The sequence below is a fragment of the Aestuariivirga sp. genome (assembly GCF_965227715.1).
Lineage (GTDB): Bacteria > Pseudomonadota > Alphaproteobacteria > Rhizobiales > Aestuariivirgaceae > Aestuariivirga.
In genome coordinates this window covers 2,456,368-2,476,497 of record NZ_OZ245771.1, presented here as the reverse complement: position 1 = coordinate 2,476,497, position 20,130 = coordinate 2,456,368, and the positions used below count along the sequence as shown (strand labels likewise).

Below are 20,130 nucleotides of genomic sequence, written 5' to 3'. Positions count from 1 at the left end.
TCAGGCTCAGCGGGATGCCGCAATCAGGCAGATGATCTCGAACATCATCACCATTGCCAGCTGCGCGGTAATCTGGTTGGGGCTGTCCTTCGTCGGCATCAGGCAGACGACGTCACCGCCGATGATGTTCAGGCCCTTGAGGCCCTGAAGCAGGCGGGTGGCCTCGCGGATGGTGAAGCCGCTGAACCCCGGCTCGATGTTGGAAACACCAGGCGCCACGGACGGGTCCATGCAGTCGAGATCGAAGGTGATGTAGGCGGGATTATCGCCCACCCGCTCCCGGATCAGGGCAAGCGTGCTCGCAACGCCAATCTCCTCGAACTCCTGCATCGTCACGACGCTGTAGCCGAGTTCGCGGCTGGAGCCGCCAACGCCACCTTTGTGGATCGCACCTGAAGGGTGGCCCCGCATGCCAAGCTGAATGCTGCGGTGCGGGTCCACGGCCTCCTCCTTCGCCGTGTAGGCCGCCCAATGCGCGGCGGACCGCTTGGCACCCAGCCAGTGGGGCATGTTGTCATAAGAATCGGTGTGCGCATCGAAATGGATGAGAGAGCAGGGCTTGCCGCCCGAGAGATTGCGCCCCGGCCCTGCAATGGCCTTGAGGATGGGCCCGGTAATCGAGTGATCGCCGCCCATGGAAACGGGCCGCGTGCCGGCGGCGTCAAGCCTTCTGTAGAAGGCCTCGATATCGCGCACGCAGGCTTCATTGTTCATCGCTTCGGGCAGCGGAACATCGCCGAGGTCATTGACGCGCGCCCGGTCCCATGGCGCAAAGCCATGGACGAAGTGGCTGCGCCGGTAAAACCCCGAAACATTGCGCACCGCGCGTGGCCCCAGATGCTGGTCACGCTCGGTGGAGCCATTCCCTGAACTGTGCGGCACACCGATAAGTGCGATGTCGGCAGCCTCGGGAGCCTCGTTCCACGGACAGCGGAAGAAGGTGGGAATTCCCCACCAGTACCAACTCTGTGCGCTCTGCTTGGCAGCTTCGAGCTCATCGGTCATCGGGCCTTCTCCATGCGTTCCGTCTTCGCCATCCGCGCGCGTCGATTTCACAAGATATGTCCGGGCTGGAGAGTCTTGGCAATCCCTTTCGGCCCCTTGTGGAGCGCTCTCCCGGCAGTGCAGCGTCCACAGCAAGGCGAGATCATTCGACCAGGGGTCCGGCAATCTGGCGCCTCCCTGCAAACACTCTTCCAAGGCGAAGCTGGGGTAAGCCCGATGTGGTAAGCTGCTTCTCACCGCTCGAAAAGACTTGGGCTCATTTCGGCCCAAAAAAACCAGGAGAGGCTGATTAGATGCATGATCTCATCTCGGCGCTGCAATACAACAAAACACTTCAAATCATGGATGTTGGCGCCTCGGTGATCAATGAAGTGCCGGTCTACAAGAAGCTTCTGGACAATGGCGTGGCCCACTTGCACGCCTTTGACGGGGACGAACGCCAGATTGCCAAGATGAGAACTGTCTATGGAGACAGTGCAACCGTCCACAATGCGTTCTTGTTTGATGGCACCGAGCAGCAGCTCTATCTCTGCTCCCCCGCCAGCGGAATGTCGTCCGTCCTCAAGCCCCGCGCGTCAGCCTTGCGCTTCTTCAATGGCTTTGAACTCTTCGGCAGTGTCGAACGTGAAGAGCGGGTGTCGACGGCCACGCTTGACAGTCTGACGGCGGTTCCGGACATCGACTTCCTGAAGATGGACGTGCAGGGCGCCGAACTCACAATCCTGCGGAACGGCAAGAACAAACTCCAAAACTGCCTCGCCATTCAGTTGGAGATATCCTTCATCTGCCTCTATGAGAAGCAGCCAACCTTCGGTGAGATTGACCTGTGGATGCGTTCACACGGCTACAGCCCGCATCTCTTTATCGATATCAAGAGGTGGTCAATCGCTCCCACGGTGTTTGACGGCAATTTCCGAATTCCCGGCAATCAGCTTCTCGAAGCAGACATCGTCTACATCAAGGATGTTGTGGATCCGGAGGCCGTCACATCGGACCAGCTGAAGGCCCTCTGCCTGCTGTCGCACTACTGCTTCAAAAGCTATGATCTCTGCGGGCGTCTCATTCTCGAACTGGAAAAGCGAAACGCCATGGAGCAAGGCTCCTACGGCCAATACCTCTCCTCAGCCCTGCACATCCAGTAGACGCAGCCGATCGTCGCGATCCGTCAATAGCATCAATATGTGATAAGTTCATCGCTGTCATCGATAGGCGGCGCGTGGTGCGATTGAGCAGGCGGGCGCCAGATGATCCTCACGTGCAAAAAAGATATGCCAGGGGATGGCGGCGTTGGAGGTGCAAAGTCCACCTCTCACCTGCCCTGATGGCGCGGCAGTCTCTACTCCCGGCGGTCTTGCCTGAAGGCCGGTGATCAGCCAAATTCCTGCCATTGCATTCAGGAGACCAAGCATGTTCACCCGCGGCCTTGTCTTTCTTGCCCTGTTTCTTTCGACCCCCGCTCTGGCAGCAACCGAACTTACAGATCAGGCGACAGGCGCCTTCTACGTTCTGGGCGATACAGCCGAAGGAAAGGTGACCCTCACTTCAAAGGTCGATGGCGAGAAAGATAGCTATGTCCTGTCGCAAGATACCTGTTACGCCGAAAGCCCAATCTACGGCGTCGGTGCCTGGCAGGCAGTCGACGGTGGCTGGCGCATCATGGTGCAGGGTACAAAGATCCTGGGATTTGAAGGTGCCCCGCCGCTGGAGAACCCAGTCTGCGTTTCGCAGTGATCGCGGCCTTGGTGTCTTTGTTCGCAAATGGTGCACCCTACGATATAAGACCTGACCACTGTAGGCTCTCTCCAACGCTTTGAATGACTAAAGGCAGAGTTGAGCGGATGGACCGGTTCGTGCCATCCGCCTCGGACCAGCATCGAAGCGCCACGCCACCACTGAGAATGCTGCCGCACCTCACCGTTTCGAATCCGGTCGTTGAAGAGGAGCTCGCGGAACGCCTGTCCGACCTCACCGGCTGCACTGTCGACCTCGCGGAGATAGTTCCCTGAAGATTGACATCGATCAATGAAATCGAACGATGGATAGGGCGAAAGTACAGTCCACTCATGGAACTGGGCAGACTCCGATCATGGCCGCAACCCTTCAGGTTCAAATGAATGCCCAGGCAGACCAGCATCGAGTCCTTACTCAGGCTGGGTGCTGAAGGCCTCAATTATGCATGAACAATCGCCACCCATGAAAACATGAAAAGAGGACTCCTCAATGAACGTTGACCGCGCCGTTCTGGCATTCGCCGGGACCATTGTTCTCATCTCGCTCGTCTTGGCGCATTACTTCTCGCCATGGTGGCTGTTGCTGACCGCTTTCGTGGGATTGAATTTGATTCAGGCGTCCATCACCGGCTTCTGCCCGGCAGCCATGATTTTCAAGGCCCTGGGTATAAAGCGCGGCGAGGCATTTCGCTGATCGTCTCAGAATGACGAAGGGCTCTGGAGTTTGTGATCGCCTCCTAATTTCAAACGGCATTGTTCTCAATCTTTGTGCGGAAGGAGTGACGCAAATGAACAGGTCACGCATTGGCGCACTAGCCGCGTTTGCCATGCTCCTGCCTAGCTACTGTTGTGGCGTGGCGCATGCGGCAGAGGTGCCAGTCACCTCGATTCAGCGGCCGGAGCTCAAAGCGGTTTTCGGGCAGGTGGAGAGCCACGATGTGGTCCCAGCCCGGGCGCGAATCGGCGGAACAGTTACCAGTCTCTCGGTGGAAGCGGGAACTGCGGTGAAGGCGGGTGATATCATCGCCTTTGTCGTCGATGACAAGCTCGCCCTGCAACTCGGTGCGGTCGACGCCCGCATCAAGGCCATTCAGGCCCAGCTCGATAATGCCAAAATCGAGCTCGAGCGCGGCTCCAAGCTCCTCGAGGGCGGCATTGTATCAAAGACGCGTGTCGACCTTCTCCAGACCCAGTTTGACGTTCTCGCCAGCCAGCTCACAGCGGCCGAGGCCGACCGGGCCGTACTCCTCCAGCAGCAAAGCGAAGGTGCCGTCATCGCTCCTGCCCCCGGCCGTGTGCTCACGGTTCCTGTCACCAAGGGTTCCGTTATCATGCCGGGGGAAACGATCGCACGCATCGCCGGGGGTGGCTATTTCCTTCGTCTTTCGCTCCCCGAACGCCACGCCGGCCACATCAAGCTGGGTGATGACGTGATCGTTGGCAGCCGCGGCATGACCGATCTGTCCAAGGATGCACCGCTTGGCCACGGCAAGGTGGTGAAGGTCTATCCCGAGATCTCCAACGGCAACGTGCTGGCCGATGTCGAGGTTGCCGATCTCGGCGACTTCTTCGTGGGCGAGCGCACGCGAGTGTGGATACCGGTTGCCATGCGAAGGGTCGTTTCGGCGCCCGCATCGGCCATTTCGACGCGCGCTGGTGTCGACTATGTGAAGCTCAGCGACGGTACCGACGTGCCGGTCATCATCGGCCAGCGTTTCGACGGCAATGGTGGCCCCTCCGTCGAAATCCTCTCCGGGCTTGGCGAAGGTGACAAGGTGCTGACGCCATGAAGCTCGGCATCGCCGGCCGTCTCACCCGCACTTTCATCCAGTCTCCACTCACACCGTTGTTCCTGCTCGCCGCCCTCGCGGTGGGCCTCGTGGCGCTGCTCACCCTGCCGCGCGAGGAGGAGCCGCAGATCTCCGTGCCCATGGTCGATATCTTCGTGCAGGCCGATGGGCTAAAGGCTGAGGATGCGGTGAAGCTCGTCACCGAACCGCTGGAGACCATCGTCAAGAGCATTGATGGCGTCGAACACGTCTATTCCCAGACGCGCGATGACCGCGTGATGGTGACCGCCCGCTTCCTCGTCGGAACGCCGTCCGACTCCGCCATCCTGCGGGTGCACGAGAAGCTGCGGGCGAACATGGACCGAATCCCGAAAGGCATCCCCGAGCCCCTGATCGTCGGCCGCGGCATCGATGATGTGGCAATTGTCGTTCTCACCCTGTCGCCCAAGCCTGAGGCCGCCTCGCGCTGGACCGCCAATGATGTGAGCCGTGTCACGCGCGAGCTGCAGGTGGAACTGGCCAAGCTCGACGACATCGGCCTCACTTACATCAGCGGCCAGCAGCCGGAAGAAATCCGTATCGAGCCGGACCCCGAGAAACTCTCGCTCTACGGCATCACCCTGCAGCAACTGTCCGCCAAAATCGCCGCGGCGGATCGCTCCTTCCAGGCGGGCACGTTGCGCGATGGCGGCAAGCAGATCGCTATCATGGGCGGGCAGACGCTGCAGTCGCCCACCGACATCGCCAACATCCTGATTTCGGCGCGGGACGGGCGGCCCGTCTATGTGCGCGACGTGGCGCTCGTTTTGCTCTCCATCGATTCCCGGGAGGTCCGCGCCGCCAATGTGGTGAAGACCGCAACCGGCACCGCCACGCTCCCCGCCGTGTCGCTGGCCCTTGCCAAGCGCCCCGGCACCAATGCGGTGGTGATCGCAGAGCGGATCACCGCCAGGCTGGAGCAGCTCAAGGGAACGCTGATCCCGCACGACCTCACCGCTACCATTACACGGAACTACGGCGAGACGGCCAATGAGAAGGCCAATGAACTGCTCTTCCACCTGGGTCTCGCCACCGTCTCGATCGTCATTCTCGTCGCGGTGGCCATCGGCTGGCGCGAGGCGCTGGTGGTGGCGGTGGTCATTCCCACCACCATTTTGCTCACCCTCTTCGCCGCGCGCGTTATGGGTTACACGCTGAATCGTGTGAGCCTCTTCGCGCTGATCTTCTCGATCGGCATTCTCGTCGATGATGCCATCGTGGTGATCGAGAACATCGCCCGCCACTGGGCCATGAAGGACGGCCGCTCCCGCGTTGATGCTGCGGTGGATGCGGTGGCCGAGGTGGGCAACCCCACCATCGTCGCCACCCTCACTGTGGTGGCGGCCCTGCTGCCCATGCTCTTCGTTTCGGGCATGATGGGCCCCTATATGAGTCCCATTCCAGCGACGGCCTCTGCCGCGATGATCTTCTCCTTCTTCGTCGCGGTAATGGTGACGCCGTGGCTTATGATGAAGTTCGGCGGCAAGGATGGCGGCCATGCAGCGCATGGGGCTTCGGACGGCGGCATTCTTGGCCGGGCCTATGTCGCGGTGGCCCGTCCCATTATCAAGTCGAAGGTGCGCGCCTGGGTTTTCCTTCTTCTGGTCGGCGTCGCAACCCTCGCCTCGCTGTCGCTCTTCTACACGCGCGACGTGACTGTGAAGCTGCTGCCGTTCGACAACAAGTCGGAGCTGCAAGTGCTGGTGGATCTTCCCGAAGGCTCATCCGTCGAGGATACGGCACACGTTCTCGCGCAGGCTGCCGATACCGCGCTGGCGCTCCCCGAAGTCATCTCGGTTCAGACCTATGCCGGTGAGCCAGCCCCCTTCAACTTCAACGGTCTCGTGCGCCACTCTTACATTCGCACCTCGCCCGAGTTGGGCGATGTGCAGGTAACGCTCTCGCCCAAGTCGGACCGCAGCCGCACAAGCCATGATATTGCGCTGGAACTGCGCCAGAAACTGAAGGCGCTCACATTACACGAGGGCACGTCCATCAAGGTGGTGGAGCCGCCTCCCGGACCGCCGGTGCTCGCGACGCTTCTCGCCGAAATCTATGGCCCCGATCCCGAAACCCGCCGGGCCACGGCTGCCAAGGTGCGCGAGGCCTTCAATGCCGTGCCCTTCGTCGTCGACATCGACGACAGCTACGGCCAGCAGACTCCACGCATGCGGATCTCGATCGACCAGGACAATCTGGAATACCAGAAGGTCGAAGAAAGCGATGTGTATGATACGCTGCAGAGCCTCTACGCCGACAATACGGTGGGCTATTCCCATCGCGGCGGCGGCCGCCAGCCCATTCCCATCACGGTAGGGTTGCCGAAGTCGCAAAAGGTGATGAATGAACGCGCGCTATCAACGCCTGTTCCCGCCAATGCGCTGCCGGGCGCACGCGGTGTCGTTGAGTTGGGCGACGTCGTAAGCGTCAGGGAGGAGCTCTCTTCCTTCCCCATCTTCCGCCACAACGGCAAGCCCGCGGAGATGGTAACGGCCGAGCTTGCCGGCGCTTTCGAAGCGCCCGTCTATGGCATGATCGAGGTTGGCCGCGCGCTCGACAAGCAGGACTGGACAGGACTGAACAGGCCTGAGATTGCGCTTCACGGCCAGCCCATCGATGAATCCAAGCCCATCCTGCTGTGGGACGGTGAATGGGAGGTCACCTGGGTCACCTTCCGCGACATGGGCGGCGCCTTCATGATCGCGTTGCTCGGCATATACATTCTCGTCGTCGCGCAGTTCGGATCCTTCAAACTGCCCCTGGTGATTCTGACCCCGATTCCACTGACCCTTATTGGCATTATGCTGGGCCACTGGCTGTTCCATGCGGCCTTCACGGCAACCTCCATGATCGGCTTCATCGCACTGGCAGGCATCATCGTCCGCAATTCGATCCTGCTCGTCGACTTCGTGCGCCATGAGCGAAAGCCTGGCGCTGATCTGCGCGAGGTGATGCTGAAAGCCGGCGCCATCCGCTTCAAGCCGATTCTGCTCACGGCACTCGCCGCTATGATTGGAGCCGCGGTGATCCTCACCGACCCGATCTTCCAGGGCCTCGCCATCTCGCTGCTCTTTGGGCTGGCATCCTCGACGCTGCTCACCGTGCTGGTGATCCCCGCCATCTACATCGCGCTGCGCTACCGCCCGGCGGACAAGGACAAGAACGTGCCTGCATAGCAAGCCACAAAATGGGAGTGAAATGAAATGGCTCATGTCGTCGTCGTCGGTGCCGGATTGGGCGGTACGCTCATGGCCTATGAAATGAAGGAGCAGCTCCGCCCCAGTGACACGCTGACCGTCGTCACCAAGGATCAGAAATACCACTTCGTACCATCCAACCCCTGGATTGCCGTTGGTTGGCGGAAGCCCGAGGACATTGAAGTGGACCTCGGACCGGTGTTCGCGAAGAAGGGCATTGCCTTCAGACCGGTAGCAGCCACGATGCTGCACCCGGACAGCAATATGCTGGAACTCGCGGACGGCAGCACTCTTGCCTATGATTATCTTATCAATGCCAGTGGCCCCGAACTCGCCTTCGACGAAATCGAGGGCTTGGGTCCCGAGGGCAACACCCAATCGGTGTGCCATGTTGCGCATGCCATGAAGGCATATGAGGCCTTCGAAGCCTTCTGCAAGAACCCAGGCCCCATTGTCGTCGGTGCCGTGCAGGGTGCCTCCTGCTTCGGGCCGGCCTATGAGTTTCTGTTCATCCTTGAAACCGAACTGCGCCGCCGCAAGATTCGCGACCGCGTGCCGATGACGTTCGTGACCGCCGAACCCTATATCGGCCACCTCGGGCTCGACGGCGTTGGCGATACCAAGGGGCTTCTTGAGAGCGAAATGCGACAGAAGCACATCAAATGGGTGACCAGTGCCCGCGTCAAGAAGGTCGAGCCGGGTACAATGACCGTGGAGGAAGTGGGCGATGACGGCGCCGTGAAAGCCACGCGTGAACTGCCCTTCGGATTCTCCATGATGCTGCCGGCCTTCAGAGGCATTCCGGCGCTGCGGGGGATCGAGGGGCTCTCCAACCCGCGCGGATTCACGCTGATCGACAAGTTCCAGCGCAATCCGAAATACCAGAACATCTTTGCCGTCGGCGTCTGTGTGGCAATTCCACCGACCGGCGCCACTCCAGTCGCCTGCGGCGTTCCCAAGACCGGTTTCATGATCGAGTCGATGGTGACGGCTGCCGCCCGCAATATCGGCCTGTTATTGCGCGGTGAGGAGCCGCGGCACCAGGCCACCTGGAATGCCGTCTGCCTTGCGGACTTCGGAGATTCGGGCGTGGCCTTCGTGGCCCAGCCGCAGATTCCCCCGAGAAACGTCAACTGGTCATCCTCCGGCAAGTGGGTGCACGGCGCCAAAATCGGCTTCGAGAAATACTTCCTGCGGAAGATCAGGAAGGGCACCAGCGAAACCTTCTACGAGAACCTCGCGCTGGAGGTTCTCGGCATCGCTAAGCTTAAGCAGACAGTGGAGATAAATCAGTAAGGCAGCCAGTGCCTTGCATGACAGACTTGATCGAGGATTGACGCGCTCAGCGCAATGCGCGATTGGAAGCAATCCCGATCAGTGTTAGCAGGTCTGTGGCCCATTCACCCCTCAAGTCCGGCGGTTTTCTGTCCGAAAGGCGTGCGCTCGCAGCTGACCTAGCGCGCCGTTTCGTCTCAGAGAGCCGTGGCTTGGTGCTCCTTCTGGCGTGTCTCGCCGGAGTCGCGGGAGGCGCGATCGCGTCTCTCATGGGCGAATTGACGATCCAGATGCATCACCTGCTCTTTGGGGTTCCCATAACTGCACGGCTGAGTGGCGCTTACGTTCCTTCAACCTTAGATGTCTTTCTTTGGCTGGGCTTGGGTGGGCTGCTTCTTGGGTTTTCCAATGTTGCTTGGAAACGGTTTGGCCGAGGAGATATCCTCGATCCGATCGAGGCCAATGCCCTATATGGCGGCCGCATGGATGTGGGCAGCAGTCTGTTCGTTGCAGGACAGGCGGCAATCGCCAATGGCGTCGGCGGATCTGTGGGAATCGAGGGAGGTTTCACGCAGTTGGCTTCCGCACTCGGTTCCTGGCTCGGCCGCCTCCTTGGCCGGTCTCGGGATGATGTCCGGCTGCTTGTGGCCTGTGGTGCGGCGGGGGCCATTGCCGGCGCGTTCAATGCGCCATTTGCTGGCATCGCCTATGCATTCGAGTTGATCCTTGCCGCTTATTCTCCGAGTGTTCTGGCCCCCATTGTCCTCGCTTCAATCGGCGGCAAGTATGCCGCTTCGCTCACCGCCGGACACGGATACCGGATCGTGCTGCATGGAGATCTCAGCGCGGTTGATCATTCCTACCTTTGGGCAGTGGCCATCGGTCTTCTCTGTGGCCTCTTTGCCATCCTGCTCATGTATGCGGTGACGATGCTCGAGCGCTGGCTATCCCGCACGCACCTGCCAATGCCGATCATTACCGCCACGGGCGGGCTCGCGACGGCGGGGGTTGCCGTCATATCACCGCATGTCATGGGATCAGGACACGGCGGGATCGACTTCATCTTCGCCAACACCCTCAGCGCCATGGCACTCGGCTCGATCTTCTTGCTGAAACTCCTGGCATGCACAGTGAGTATCGGCAGTGGCTTCCGAGGGGGCCTCTTTTCTGCGTCGCTCTTTCTGGGTGCCCTGCTGGGGGGCGCGATTGGGACCGTGGTCGTGCAAGCTGGCTTCATGCCGAATTCGGCGCTGCTCGGCATGCAAGTTGTGGCAATGAGTGCTTTCGGCGGAGCCGTGGTTGGAACTCCCATGGCCATGGCAATTCTCGCAGCCGAAATAACGGCGCAAATCGGTCTCATGCCAGAGGTTCTGCTGGCGGTCATTGTGGCAACTCTCGTGGTCCGCACATTGTTCGGTTACTCGTTCTCAATCTGGCGCTTGCACGTGCGCGGCTCGCCTGCACGAAGTGCAGCCGATATTGCTTGGGCGCGAACAATCCTGATGCGGGAAATCATGCGGCCGGACGTGGTGAAGTTTCCTGATACTGTCACGTGTGGCGAGTTGCTGGCCAAATATCCACCGGGCTCCATCAAGTGGGTTGTGCTCGTCGATGCTGAAGAGCGTTACATGGGTCTTTGCGATGTCGCCGAGGTTGCGTTTTCAAGTCATTCACCCGATCAGCCTGTCAGTGCGTTTGCACACCAGAAATCGGAAGTGTTAAGCGTGCGACAGTCCTTGGAGGATGCCATCTTGTGGTTTGAGACGCCGGGTCGAGAAGTAGCGGCAGTCGTCAATTCCCTTGAGCGCATGGAAATCGCAGGGATTGTCACCGAGTCATACGTTCTCAAGCGCTACGCACAGGAACTGGAGCGCAGACGGCAGCACTAATTTTTGCGCGCAAGAGAAATTTCCACTCGTCCTTCATATTCCTTATCAAGAATATGTGATGACTGAATATAGATTGGGCTAGCGCCGGTCCCATTTTCGCTCCCTCATTGCTCCATTCCTGGAGCCCATGAATTGCTTTCAGGGGAAAAAATAATGAAAGTCCTGGTATCCCGTCGTGCTCTCCTGGCGGGAAGCGCGGCTCTGGTGAGCTCATGGTCGGCGGCAAATGCGCGAAAGGAGGGGGTCCTTTGGCAGACCGAACGGAGACTGAACGATCGCGATCTGGATACTGGTGTTCCTCCCGTAGAGAATGCGGACCCCGCTTATTCCCCTCCAGATGATGGGTACTTCGATTCTGCGCTATTGCCGCCCCCTGAGTCGCCCATCGACTTCCCAATCCACCGTGTCTCACCCGCACTCATAAAGCCCCGCTATCGTCCGCAGATCGTTCAGTTCGATGGAAATGAAGTGCGCGGCACGATCGTCGTCGATCCCGAAAATCGGTTTCTGTACTACGTTCTCGCTGATGGGCAGGCACGGCGTTATGGCGTCGGAGTCGGGCGCGCGGGATTCGCGTGGACGGGGACCGCGCAAATCGGGATGAAGCGCCGCTGGCCGCGATGGGTTCCGCCTCGGCAGATGGTCGAAAGAGACCCAAATGCAAGAAAGTGGAAGAACGGTCAAGCTGGGGGGCCAGACAATCCCCTCGGCGCGAGGGCCCTTTACCTCTTCGTTGATGGCAACGATACCCTCTACAGAATCCATGGCACAAACGAGCCTGCTTCAATCGGGAAAGCAGTGTCTTCGGGTTGTATCCGCATGCTCAACGAAGATGTTGCTGAACTGTTTGACTTGGTTTCGATCGGAACGGCAGTGATCGTCCGCGGATCGGGCGAGGCTGTCTCAGCGGAACACGATTTGAACCTTGTTCAGTGAGATGATGTGCTGCGCCAGATGTCTGGTTTAGCCGCGATCAGTGTCGCGGTACGAGGGGGGGCAACGCTCACACTTACGACCCTCAGGCGCTCCTCGATCGCCAGCGCAAATAGATACGAAAGTCCGGTCTAAGTTCTGCTTTCGATTTATGGATCGTTGAATGGAACTAGACGAAAAGTCCCAATGAAAGCGCTACACAAAAGAAGACACTGCATCGCTGCCAGGGAACAAGGCATTAAAGCCTCTCGAATCCTGCTTTCCGCTTCTTTGCTTTCTTGTCATTTGCCCCTCGCTTGTCCGCCAAGGCTACCAGTCTCCGGAATCTCGGACACTCCATGTGTGACGGCGCCGGGCAATCGGCAACATGACGCAACAGGTGGCTCAAGGCCTTCAGATCGTGAACCTGCTGGTCGATCTCGTCGGCCCTTTGATGGAGTGAAGACCGGTGCAGCGCGGGCAAGCCATCCCTGCCGAACATTCCGGCGATCTCGTCGAGTGAGAACCCCGCCGATTTACCCATGGCGATCAGCTTGAGTTGCAACAGCACCTCAGGCGGGAATTGCCTGCGCAAGCCATGGCGGGCGACCGATGCGATGAGCCCGGCCTCCTCGTAGTAGCGCAGCGCCGACGGCTTCATTCCGCTTTTCTCGGCGACTTGTCCGATATCCAGGAATTTCATGCTTGACCTCAAGTGAACTTGAAGTGTCAGTCTGCTCCTCAAGACACAATCCATCAAGAGGAGCAGGCAATGGAAAACGTAAAATCTTGGGTCTCGCCCGATGCAGGAAAGGTAACGGCCATCGCACTCTCCCTTGCCATGCTGCTGGCCTCGCTCGGCACCAGCATCGCCAACATCGCACTTCCTAGTCTGGCACAGGCCTTTGGAGCGCCCTTTCGTGAGGTGCAGATGGTCGTCGTCGCCTACCTCGCAGCCTTGACCGTCTCCGTCATCATTGCAGGCCGCCTCGGCGACCGCCGTGGACTGAGGCCGATGCTCGTCGCCGGACTCGTGCTGTTCGCAGCAGCATCACTGCTTTGCGCCCTCGCGCCGAGCCTTGGGCTGCTGGTGGGTGCGCGCGCTCTTCAGGGTGTCGGGGCAGCCTTTCTGATGACCCTGGCCATGGCCCTGATGCGCCAAACGGCGGGCGAGGCACATATCGGGCGGGCCATGGGCCTGCTCGGCACAGTGTCTGCTTTGGGCACAGCGCTCGGCCCCTCACTCGGCGGGCTGCTGATCCCCCTGACAGGCTGGCGAGGGATCTTTTGGGTGCAGTTCCCCCTGGTGGTGTTCACCCTGGTGCTCATCGTAACCAAGCTGCCAAGAGAAGCGGCTCCGCGAAAACAGATCTCGCCCAGCCTCTGGTCAGTCACGGACCGCCACCTTATGCCGAGCCTCTCGATCAACATCCTTGTTGCCTCCGTTATGATGGCAACACTGGTCGTCGGGCCTTTCTTTCTCGCCATGGCCCTTGATCTGAACCCGGCAATGGTCGGCTTCGTCATGTCCGCCGGGCCCATCATTTCGATCCTGAGTGGCGTTCCCTCAGGCCGGTTGGTCGATCGCTGGGGCACGGGTCGCGTGCTCGTCATCGGACTCACCCTGCTGGCCGCAGGCGCATTCCTCCTGGCGGCCCTGCCGGGTGTGCTGGGTGTTGCGGGCTACCTGGTGGCGATTCTCGTCCTCACCCCCGGTTACCAGCTCTTCCAGTCGGCCAACAACACGTCCGCGCTGTCGGACGTGCCTAAGAACCGGCAGGGAACGGTCTCGGGCCTTCTCAATCTCTCGCGCAACGTCGGCCTCATCGCGGGCGCGTCAGCCATGGGTGCAGTCTTCGCCTATGGCGCAGGCACCCAGGACTTCGGCCACGCCACCGACTCAGCCCTGGTCGCGGGGATGCAGCTGACATTCATCATCGCCGGACTGATGATGATCCTTGCGCTCATCATAGCGGCCATTGGCAGGGTCAAACCCGCAGAGGAGAGGTGCTGAATACGCCCTGGCTAAGCACAGAGTGAGGTGCGGATTGATAGCGTTGCCCCGGGTCTGGGCAACGCTGGATATCTACGGCTCATCGCCGGGTGCCGCAGGCGGACTGCCCCTCTTGCGCGCGCGAGAAAACACCGACACGAGGATCAAGTGCTTCCTATGGGCTTCCCGGGAAGTCAGGAATCAAATCAATTTTCTTCTAAGCATTTGAAGTTATTGGCGCACCCGACAGGATTCGAACCTGTGACCTCTGCCTTCGGAGGGCAGCACTCTATCCAGCTGAGCTACGGGTGCAGCGCGGAACGTTCTATAGCCGATTGCCGTGGCATTCCGCAATGGCTGGCGCTAACAGGCGGGGCCGGAGGTGCCGCATGAGAGCTGCCATATTCGAGACCTATCGGGGACCGCTGAACATCCGCTCCGTGGCGGATCCCGCCTGTCCGCCGGATGGCGTCATCCTGAAGGTCGAGGCCTGCGGCGTCTGCCGGTCGGATCACCACGGCTGGAGCGGGGTGGACCCTGATGTGGCGCTGCCTCATGTGCCGGGCCATGAATTTGCAGGCACCGTGCTCGAGGTGGGCCCCCACTGCCGCATGTTCCGCAAGGGGGACCGGGTGACGGCGCCCTTCATCCTCGCCTGCGGTGTCTGCCCCGATTGCCGCGGCGGCGAGCCCACCGTCTGCAACCATCAGTTTGTCGTGGGGTTTTCCGGCTGGGGCGCCTTTGCGGAACAGCTGGCGGTTCCCCATGCGGATTTCAACCTGGTGAAGCTGCCGGACGCCTTGGGCTATGCCGAAGCCGCCGCCATGGGCTGCCGCCTCACCACCGCCTTCCGCGGCCTGGTGGACCGGGCGAGGCTTATCCCCGGCGAATGGCTGGCGATCCACGGTTGCGGCGGGGTGGGCTTGTCCGCCGTCATGATCGGCCAGGCCATGGGCGCGCAAATCCTGGCCATCGACATCAATGAGGAGGCCTTGGGGATGGCAAAGGCCCTGGGCGCCAATGTCACCCTCAACCCCTCCACCGTGGAAGATACAGCCCTCGCCGTGCGGGAGTTGACCGGCGGCGGCGCTCATGTTTCGATTGACGGGCTCGGCATCACCACGACTATCACCAATTCCGTCAGATGCCTCCGCAAGCTTGGCCGCCATGTGCAGATCGGCCAGCCCCTGGGCAAGCATGCGAACCCACCCATTCCCCTGCTTGAAACCGTCTATGCCCGGCAGATCTCGATCCTCGGCACGCGCGGCATTGCGGCCAGCCGCTTCCCGGCGCTCATGGGAATGATCGCCGGCGGCCGGCTTGATCCCGCCCGGATGATAACACAGCGCATCGCACTCTCCGAAGCCGGTGCGGCGCTCAAGGCCATGGACGGATATACGGGCGTTGGCGTCACCGTGATTGACAGGATGGAGGCCTAATCACTGGCATCGGGGGACCCGCGGTGGCATAGTGGTGTGATGTCGCTCACAGCCCCCCTGAAGCCCGGAGACCATCTCTATCTCATTGATGGTTCTGGGTATATTTTCCGCGCCTACCACGCGCTCCCGCCATTGACGCGGAAGTCCGATGGGCTTCCCGTCGGCGCCGTGCAGGGCTTCTGCAACATGCTGTGGAAGCTCTTGAAGGAGACGAATGCCGGCCAGAAGCCCACCCATCTGGCCGTCATCTTCGATCATTCTTCGAAATCCTTCCGGAACGCAATCTACCCGCAATACAAGGCCCAGCGGCCGGAACCCCCGGCGGATCTCCGTCCGCAATTCGGCCTGATCCGCCAGGCCACCCGCGCCTTCAATGTCGCCTGTGTCGAGCAGGAGAATTATGAAGCGGACGATCTGATCGCCACCTATGCGAGGCTCGCCGTCGAAGCCGGCGCCACCTGCCGCATCGTGTCATCGGATAAGGATCTGATGCAGCTGATCCGCCCCGGTGTTGCCCTGTATGACACGATGAAGGACCGCGAAGTGGGCGAGCCCGAGGTTCTGGAAAAATTCGGCGTCACGCCGGACAAGGTGATCGACATCCAGGCACTGGCAGGCGATTCGGTTGATAATGTACCGGGCGTCCCCGGCATCGGTGTCAAGACCGCGGCCCAGCTCATCACCGAATATGGCACGCTCGAAACGCTGCTGGAGAGAGCCCCCGAAATCAAGCAGCAGAAGCGCCGCGAGAACCTGATCGCCTTTGCCGATCAGGCCCGCATTTCGAAACAGCTGGTCACGCTGGATGAGCACGTGCCGCTCGATCATGACGTGAGTGGTTTTGCGGTCGATACGCCCAAGGCTTCGCAATTGATCGGCTTCACAAAGGCGCTGGAATTCGCCAGCTTCACCCGCAAGATCGGGGCAGAGCTTGATTGCGATCCCGCTGCCGTCGATCCTATTCCGGTGGAGGTGAAGTTCTGGCCGCCGGAAGGAATTGAACTGCCCCCGCACACCGCCGCGCAAAAGCCGGAAGCGAAGCCCGCAGAAGGCGAAGCGCCCGCAGCTGCGGAAGCGTCTTCCCCGCGGGAGGATGCGGCCCTTCTCGCCGTCCCCTTTACCCATGCGGATTACGAGACCGTCACAACCGTCAGTGCACTGAAGGCCTGGGCCGATGCGGCTTACGAGAAGGGCTATATCGCACTCGATACGGAAACGGACTCGCTTGATTCCATGCGCGCCAATCTCGTGGGCGTGTCGCTCAGCCTGGCACCCGGCAAGGCCTGCTACATTCCCCTCCAGCACAAGGCCACGGGCGGCGGCCTGTTCGGGGGCGAGCTCCTCGAAGGCCAGATCGCGCTGGCCGATGCCGTGGCCGTTCTGAAGCCGCTGCTGGAAGACCCGTCAATCCTCAAGATCGGCCAGAACCTCAAATATGACATGGAGGTGCTGAAGCGCCACGGCTTGTCCGTCACCCCCATCGATGACACGATGCTCATGTCCTATGTGCTCGAGTCAGGCGATGTCGGCCACGGCATGGATGAGCTGGCCCTCCGCCACCTCACCCACAAATGCATCCCCTTCAAGGACGTGGCGGGCTCCGGCAAATCGATGATCACCTTTGACCGCGTGCCGGTGGCGGATGCCACGCGCTATGCGGCGGAAGATGCCGATGTGACACTCCGCCTCTGGCTCCTGCTCAAGCCGCGGCTTGCCGCCAAGTCGAAGCTTGCCGTCTATGAAACGCTGGAGCGCCCGCTCATCGCGGTATTGGCCGCAATGGAGATGGAAGGGATTCTGATCGATCCTGAACTCCTGCGCCGCCTCTCGAACGATCTCGCCAATTCCTGCGCGCTGATCGAGAAGGATGTCTACGTCCTTGCCGGAGAGCGCTTCAACATCGGGTCCCCCAAACAGCTGGGGGATATTCTCTTCGGCCGCATGGGCCTGCCCGGCGGCCGCAAAACGGCAACCGGCGCCTGGAGCACCGATTCGGACATGCTGGAAGATCTGGCGGCACAGGGAATAGAGCTCGCCCGCCGCGTGCTGGATTGGCGCCAGCTCTCCAAGCTCCGCTCCACCTACACCGATGCGCTGCCGAACTACATCAACCCGGAGACGAAGCGCGTCCACACCTCCTATTCGCTCGCCGCCACCTCCACGGGCCGCTTGGCCTCAACGGACCCGAACCTGCAGAACATCCCCGTCCGCACCGAGGAGGGCCGCAAGATCCGCTCTGCCTTCATTGCCCCGGAAGGCCACAAGCTGGTGAGCGCCGATTACAGCCAGATCGAGCTTCGCGTTGTGGCCCATGTGGCGGATATTCCGCAGCTGAAAAAGGCCTTTGCCGAAGGCCAGGACATTCACGCCATGACGGCGTCGGAAATGTTCGGCGTGCCAGTCGAAGGTATGGACCCACAAGTGCGCCGCCGCGCCAAGGCCATCAACTTCGGCATCATCTACGGCATCTCGGCCTTCGGCCTCTCCAACCAGCTGGGGATCGGCCGGGAAGAGGCGGGAGACTACATCCGTACCTATTTCAAACGCTTCCCCGGCATCCGGGACTATATGGAGGCCACCAAGCTGGCCGCCCGCCAGCAAGGCTATGTGGAAACGATCTTCGGCCGCCGCATGCATTTCCCGAGGATCAAGTCGCCCAACGCCTCGGAGCGCGCCTTCCTGGAACGCGCCGCCATCAACGCGCCCATTCAGGGTGCCGCCGCAGACATCATCCGCCGCGCCATGATTCGCATGCCGGACGCTTTGAAAGATGCGGGCCTCGCCACCCGCATGCTTCTCCAGGTCCATGACGAACTGATCTTCGAATGCGTGGATGCCGAAGCGGAGCGCACCATGGACGTCGTCAAGCGCGTGATGATCGCCGCACCCGAGCCCGTGGTCAAACTCAGCGTCCCCCTCCAGGTGGATGCAAGAGCCGCGCAGAACTGGGAAGCTGCGCATTAGAGCGGCGCGCATTCAACGGAGATCAGCTTAAAGCTCCCACCGTCATGCCAGCGCAGGCTGGCATCCCGCTTTGCTTGCCGCACATGCTGATATAAAGCAGGATCCCAGCCGCCGCTGGGGTGACGGAACGGACAGAGAGCAATTCTGCCAGTGATCTCATTTGATCGCCCGATGCTCTAGATATTCACAATGTCAATCAGCAGAAGGCACGTTCAAGGAACTAATACCTAGCATGGGTTAGGATTAAAGTCAAGTCCTCGTTTTGGAGCCGTGCGGTTAACCGCCACCCGCTCCGTCACCCCAGTGGCGGCTGGGGTCCTGCTTTGTGTCAGCATGTGCGGTTGGGAGAGCGGGATGCCAACGCATAGGGGGAGGAGGGTGGAAAGGACAACAACCTCACGTCCCGCAGTACGTCCGGTAAACGCCTTGGCCCTCCGCAGCAGCCTCCGCATAACGTTCCGCCCCCGCCTGCTCCTCATACGGTGTCATCAGCACACGAAGCATCTCTTCGAACGGCCCGTAGTCCCCCCGCTCCACCGCGGCCTGGATCATCTCCTCCACCAGGTGATTGCGCGGAATATAGGCCGGGTTCACAGCCCGCATCAGCGCCTGCCGCTCCTCCGCACGCTGCGGGTCTCGCGCCAGGCGGTCCCGCCAGGCCGGAAGCCATTCGGCCAGAGCCTCAGGGTTCCCGCCAGTGCTCAGTGCACGGAAGGTCAGGGTGAAATCCGCCCGCGCCATCTGCATCGCATCGAGCAACGCCTGAATGAGATCGAGGTCGCCTTCCTCCTCGGACACAAGCCCGATCTTCGCGCGGAAGCCCTTCAGCCAATAACGCGTGTAGATCGCCGGGAACCCCTCGATCCGCTCCGTCGCAATCCGGATCGCATCCTCCCGGTTCTCATCGAGAAAGGGCAGCAGCGTCTCCGCCAGCCGCGCCAGGTTCCACTGCGCAATCGGCGCCTGGTTCGCATAGGCATAGCGCCCATGTGTATCGATGGAGCTGAACACCGTGCCGGGGTCGTAGGCCTCCATGAAGGCGCAAGGCCCATAATCGATGGTCTCGCCGGAGATCGAGCTGTTGTCCGTATTCATCACCCCATGGATGAAGCCCACCTGCACCCAGCGCGCCACCAGCGCCGCTTGCGCCTCCATCACTGCATCAAGAAGGGCGAGCTCCTTGTTTTCCGACGTGGCCAGCTCCGGGTAATGCCGCGCGATCACATGGCCGATCAAAGCCTGAAGCGACGCGTGGTCCTTCCGCACCGCGAAGAACTGGAAGGTCCCCACGCGAATGTGGCTGGCCGCCACGCGCGTCAGCACGGCGCCCGGCAGAACCTCCTCCCGGTAAACCCGCTCGCCGGTCGTTGCCGCCATCAGGGCGCGCGTGGTTGGAATGCCCAGCGCCTGCATGGCCTCGCTCACGAGGTATTCCCTTAAGACCGGCCCAAGTGCCGCCCGCCCATCGCCGCGGCGCGAGAAGGGCGTGGGGCCTGCACCTTTCAGCTGAATGTCGCGGCGCTTGCCAGTCCGGTCCACCACCTCGCCCAGCAGAATTGCGCGGCCATCCCCCAGCTGCGGCACGAAATTTCCAAACTGATGCCCGGCATAGGCCTGGGCAATGGGGGTGGCACCCGCAGGAAGCGCATTCCCCACGGCCATTTCGGCCGTCAATCCGGCAGGGTCGATCCCCAGCTCGAGGGCAAGAGGACCATTCACCTTGATGAGGCGCGGCGCCCTCACAGCTGTGGGCGCCACCCCCACATGCATGGTGCCGGGCAGCCGGGCGTAAGTGTTGTCGAATAGGATCTCGGTCATGCCACGTAATATAGGGCGGAACGGCCGGAAGTTCCTCGGTTAACACGATATAAAGAATTCTTTATGTCCTCATGGACAG

Annotated in this window: 15 protein-coding genes and 1 tRNA gene; 12 read left to right on the top strand and 4 right to left on the bottom strand. The window is 60.9% G+C overall.

The features are described from left to right. Nucleotides 1-6: 6 nt before the first annotated feature. A complete protein-coding gene (locus ACO06F_RS11630; RefSeq protein ID WP_421692920.1) occupies nucleotides 7-1,005 on the bottom strand; it encodes an arginase family protein in 999 nt (332 codons plus the stop codon). Nucleotides 1,006-1,298: 293 nt separating this feature from the next. Here ACO06F_RS11630 and ACO06F_RS11625 point away from each other — a divergent pair, with 293 nt between their 5' ends. The 9 genes from ACO06F_RS11625 (at nucleotide 1,299) to ACO06F_RS11585 (ending at nucleotide 11,861) form a co-directional block, all read left to right on the top strand. Continuing rightward, nucleotides 1,299-2,147, top strand: a complete 849-nt coding sequence (locus tag ACO06F_RS11625; RefSeq protein WP_421692919.1) for an FkbM family methyltransferase — start codon at nucleotides 1,299-1,301, stop codon at nucleotides 2,145-2,147. Nucleotides 2,148-2,412: 265 nt separating this feature from the next. Continuing rightward, nucleotides 2,413-2,736, top strand: coding sequence for a hypothetical protein (locus tag ACO06F_RS11620; RefSeq protein WP_421692918.1), 324 nt, complete (start codon nucleotides 2,413-2,415; stop codon nucleotides 2,734-2,736). 83 nt (nucleotides 2,737-2,819) lie between these two features. Beyond that, the gene (locus ACO06F_RS11615) at nucleotides 2,820-3,011 is read left to right on the top strand and encodes a hypothetical protein (RefSeq protein ID WP_421692917.1); all 192 of its coding nucleotides are present in this window, start codon (nucleotides 2,820-2,822) and stop codon (nucleotides 3,009-3,011) included. A 214-nt stretch (nucleotides 3,012-3,225) separates the two neighbouring features. Then, the gene (locus tag ACO06F_RS11610; RefSeq protein ID WP_421692916.1) at nucleotides 3,226-3,429 is read left to right on the top strand and encodes a YgaP family membrane protein; all 204 of its coding nucleotides are present in this window, start codon (nucleotides 3,226-3,228) and stop codon (nucleotides 3,427-3,429) included. A gap of 94 nt (nucleotides 3,430-3,523) precedes the next feature. Then, nucleotides 3,524-4,525, top strand: coding sequence for an efflux RND transporter periplasmic adaptor subunit (locus tag ACO06F_RS11605; RefSeq protein WP_421692915.1), 1,002 nt, complete (start codon nucleotides 3,524-3,526; stop codon nucleotides 4,523-4,525). Continuing rightward, a complete protein-coding gene (locus ACO06F_RS11600; protein ID WP_421692914.1) occupies nucleotides 4,522-7,740 on the top strand; it encodes an efflux RND transporter permease subunit in 3,219 nt (1,072 codons plus the stop codon). The genes ACO06F_RS11605 and ACO06F_RS11600 overlap by 4 nt, the downstream gene beginning before the upstream one ends. 27 nt (nucleotides 7,741-7,767) lie before the next feature. After that, the gene (locus ACO06F_RS11595) at nucleotides 7,768-9,057 is read left to right on the top strand and encodes an NAD(P)/FAD-dependent oxidoreductase (protein WP_421692913.1); all 1,290 of its coding nucleotides are present in this window, start codon (nucleotides 7,768-7,770) and stop codon (nucleotides 9,055-9,057) included. A 248-nt stretch (nucleotides 9,058-9,305) separates the two neighbouring features. Then, nucleotides 9,306-10,925: a chloride channel protein gene (locus tag ACO06F_RS11590; protein ID WP_421692912.1), complete on the top strand. Its 1,620-nt coding sequence runs from the start codon at nucleotides 9,306-9,308 to the stop codon at nucleotides 10,923-10,925. Nucleotides 10,926-11,078: 153 nt separating this feature from the next. Continuing rightward, nucleotides 11,079-11,861 (top strand): L,D-transpeptidase, encoded by a 783-nt coding sequence (locus tag ACO06F_RS11585; RefSeq protein WP_421692911.1) that lies wholly within the window; start codon nucleotides 11,079-11,081, stop codon nucleotides 11,859-11,861. 235 nt (nucleotides 11,862-12,096) lie between these two features. Here ACO06F_RS11585 and ACO06F_RS11580 read toward each other — a convergent pair whose 3' ends face one another. Continuing rightward, the gene (locus ACO06F_RS11580; RefSeq protein ID WP_421692910.1) at nucleotides 12,097-12,540 is read right to left on the bottom strand and encodes a helix-turn-helix domain-containing protein; all 444 of its coding nucleotides are present in this window, start codon (nucleotides 12,538-12,540) and stop codon (nucleotides 12,097-12,099) included. Between the two features lie 69 nt (nucleotides 12,541-12,609). Here ACO06F_RS11580 and ACO06F_RS11575 point away from each other — a divergent pair, with 69 nt between their 5' ends. After that, nucleotides 12,610-13,851 carry an MFS transporter gene (locus ACO06F_RS11575; protein ID WP_421692909.1) on the top strand — a complete coding sequence of 414 codons (1,242 nt, stop codon included), beginning with the start codon at nucleotides 12,610-12,612 and terminating at the stop codon, nucleotides 13,849-13,851. A 214-nt stretch (nucleotides 13,852-14,065) separates the two neighbouring features. Here ACO06F_RS11575 and ACO06F_RS11570 read toward each other — a convergent pair. Next, nucleotides 14,066-14,142, bottom strand: a tRNA-Arg gene (locus ACO06F_RS11570). 77 nt (nucleotides 14,143-14,219) lie between these two features. Here ACO06F_RS11570 and ACO06F_RS11565 point away from each other — a divergent pair. Continuing rightward, nucleotides 14,220-15,269: a zinc-dependent alcohol dehydrogenase family protein gene (locus ACO06F_RS11565; protein WP_421692908.1), complete on the top strand. Its 1,050-nt coding sequence runs from the start codon at nucleotides 14,220-14,222 to the stop codon at nucleotides 15,267-15,269. Between the two features lie 57 nt (nucleotides 15,270-15,326). After that, nucleotides 15,327-18,233 (top strand): DNA polymerase I, encoded by a 2,907-nt coding sequence (gene polA, locus ACO06F_RS11560; protein ID WP_421696666.1) that lies wholly within the window; start codon nucleotides 15,327-15,329, stop codon nucleotides 18,231-18,233. A gap of 396 nt (nucleotides 18,234-18,629) precedes the next feature. Here polA and ACO06F_RS11555 read toward each other — a convergent pair whose 3' ends face one another. Further along, a complete protein-coding gene (locus ACO06F_RS11555) occupies nucleotides 18,630-20,051 on the bottom strand; it encodes a protein adenylyltransferase SelO (protein ID WP_421692907.1) in 1,422 nt (473 codons plus the stop codon). Nucleotides 20,052-20,130 lie beyond the last annotated feature (79 nt).

What these genes read in the sequence shown, in the direction of transcription:
- ACO06F_RS11630 (WP_421692920.1), bottom strand. Translation starts at nt 1,005, where the DNA reads ATGACCGATGAGCTCGAAGCTGCCAAGCAGAGCGCACAGAGTTGGTAC.
- ACO06F_RS11625 (WP_421692919.1), top strand. Translation starts at nt 1,299, where the DNA reads ATGCATGATCTCATCTCGGCGCTGCAATACAACAAAACACTTCAAATC.
- ACO06F_RS11620 (WP_421692918.1), top strand. Translation starts at nt 2,413, where the DNA reads ATGTTCACCCGCGGCCTTGTCTTTCTTGCCCTGTTTCTTTCGACCCCC.
- ACO06F_RS11615 (WP_421692917.1), top strand. Translation starts at nt 2,820, where the DNA reads ATGACTAAAGGCAGAGTTGAGCGGATGGACCGGTTCGTGCCATCCGCC.
- ACO06F_RS11610 (WP_421692916.1), top strand. Translation starts at nt 3,226, where the DNA reads ATGAACGTTGACCGCGCCGTTCTGGCATTCGCCGGGACCATTGTTCTC.
- ACO06F_RS11605 (WP_421692915.1), top strand. Translation starts at nt 3,524, where the DNA reads ATGAACAGGTCACGCATTGGCGCACTAGCCGCGTTTGCCATGCTCCTG.
- ACO06F_RS11600 (WP_421692914.1), top strand. Translation starts at nt 4,522, where the DNA reads ATGAAGCTCGGCATCGCCGGCCGTCTCACCCGCACTTTCATCCAGTCT.
- ACO06F_RS11595 (WP_421692913.1), top strand. Translation starts at nt 7,768, where the DNA reads ATGGCTCATGTCGTCGTCGTCGGTGCCGGATTGGGCGGTACGCTCATG.
- ACO06F_RS11590 (WP_421692912.1), top strand. Translation starts at nt 9,306, where the DNA reads ATGGGCGAATTGACGATCCAGATGCATCACCTGCTCTTTGGGGTTCCC.
- ACO06F_RS11585 (WP_421692911.1), top strand. Translation starts at nt 11,079, where the DNA reads ATGAAAGTCCTGGTATCCCGTCGTGCTCTCCTGGCGGGAAGCGCGGCT.
- ACO06F_RS11580 (WP_421692910.1), bottom strand. Translation starts at nt 12,540, where the DNA reads ATGAAATTCCTGGATATCGGACAAGTCGCCGAGAAAAGCGGAATGAAG.
- ACO06F_RS11575 (WP_421692909.1), top strand. Translation starts at nt 12,610, where the DNA reads ATGGAAAACGTAAAATCTTGGGTCTCGCCCGATGCAGGAAAGGTAACG.
- ACO06F_RS11565 (WP_421692908.1), top strand. Translation starts at nt 14,220, where the DNA reads ATGAGAGCTGCCATATTCGAGACCTATCGGGGACCGCTGAACATCCGC.
- ACO06F_RS11555 (WP_421692907.1), bottom strand. Translation starts at nt 20,051, where the DNA reads ATGACCGAGATCCTATTCGACAACACTTACGCCCGGCTGCCCGGCACC.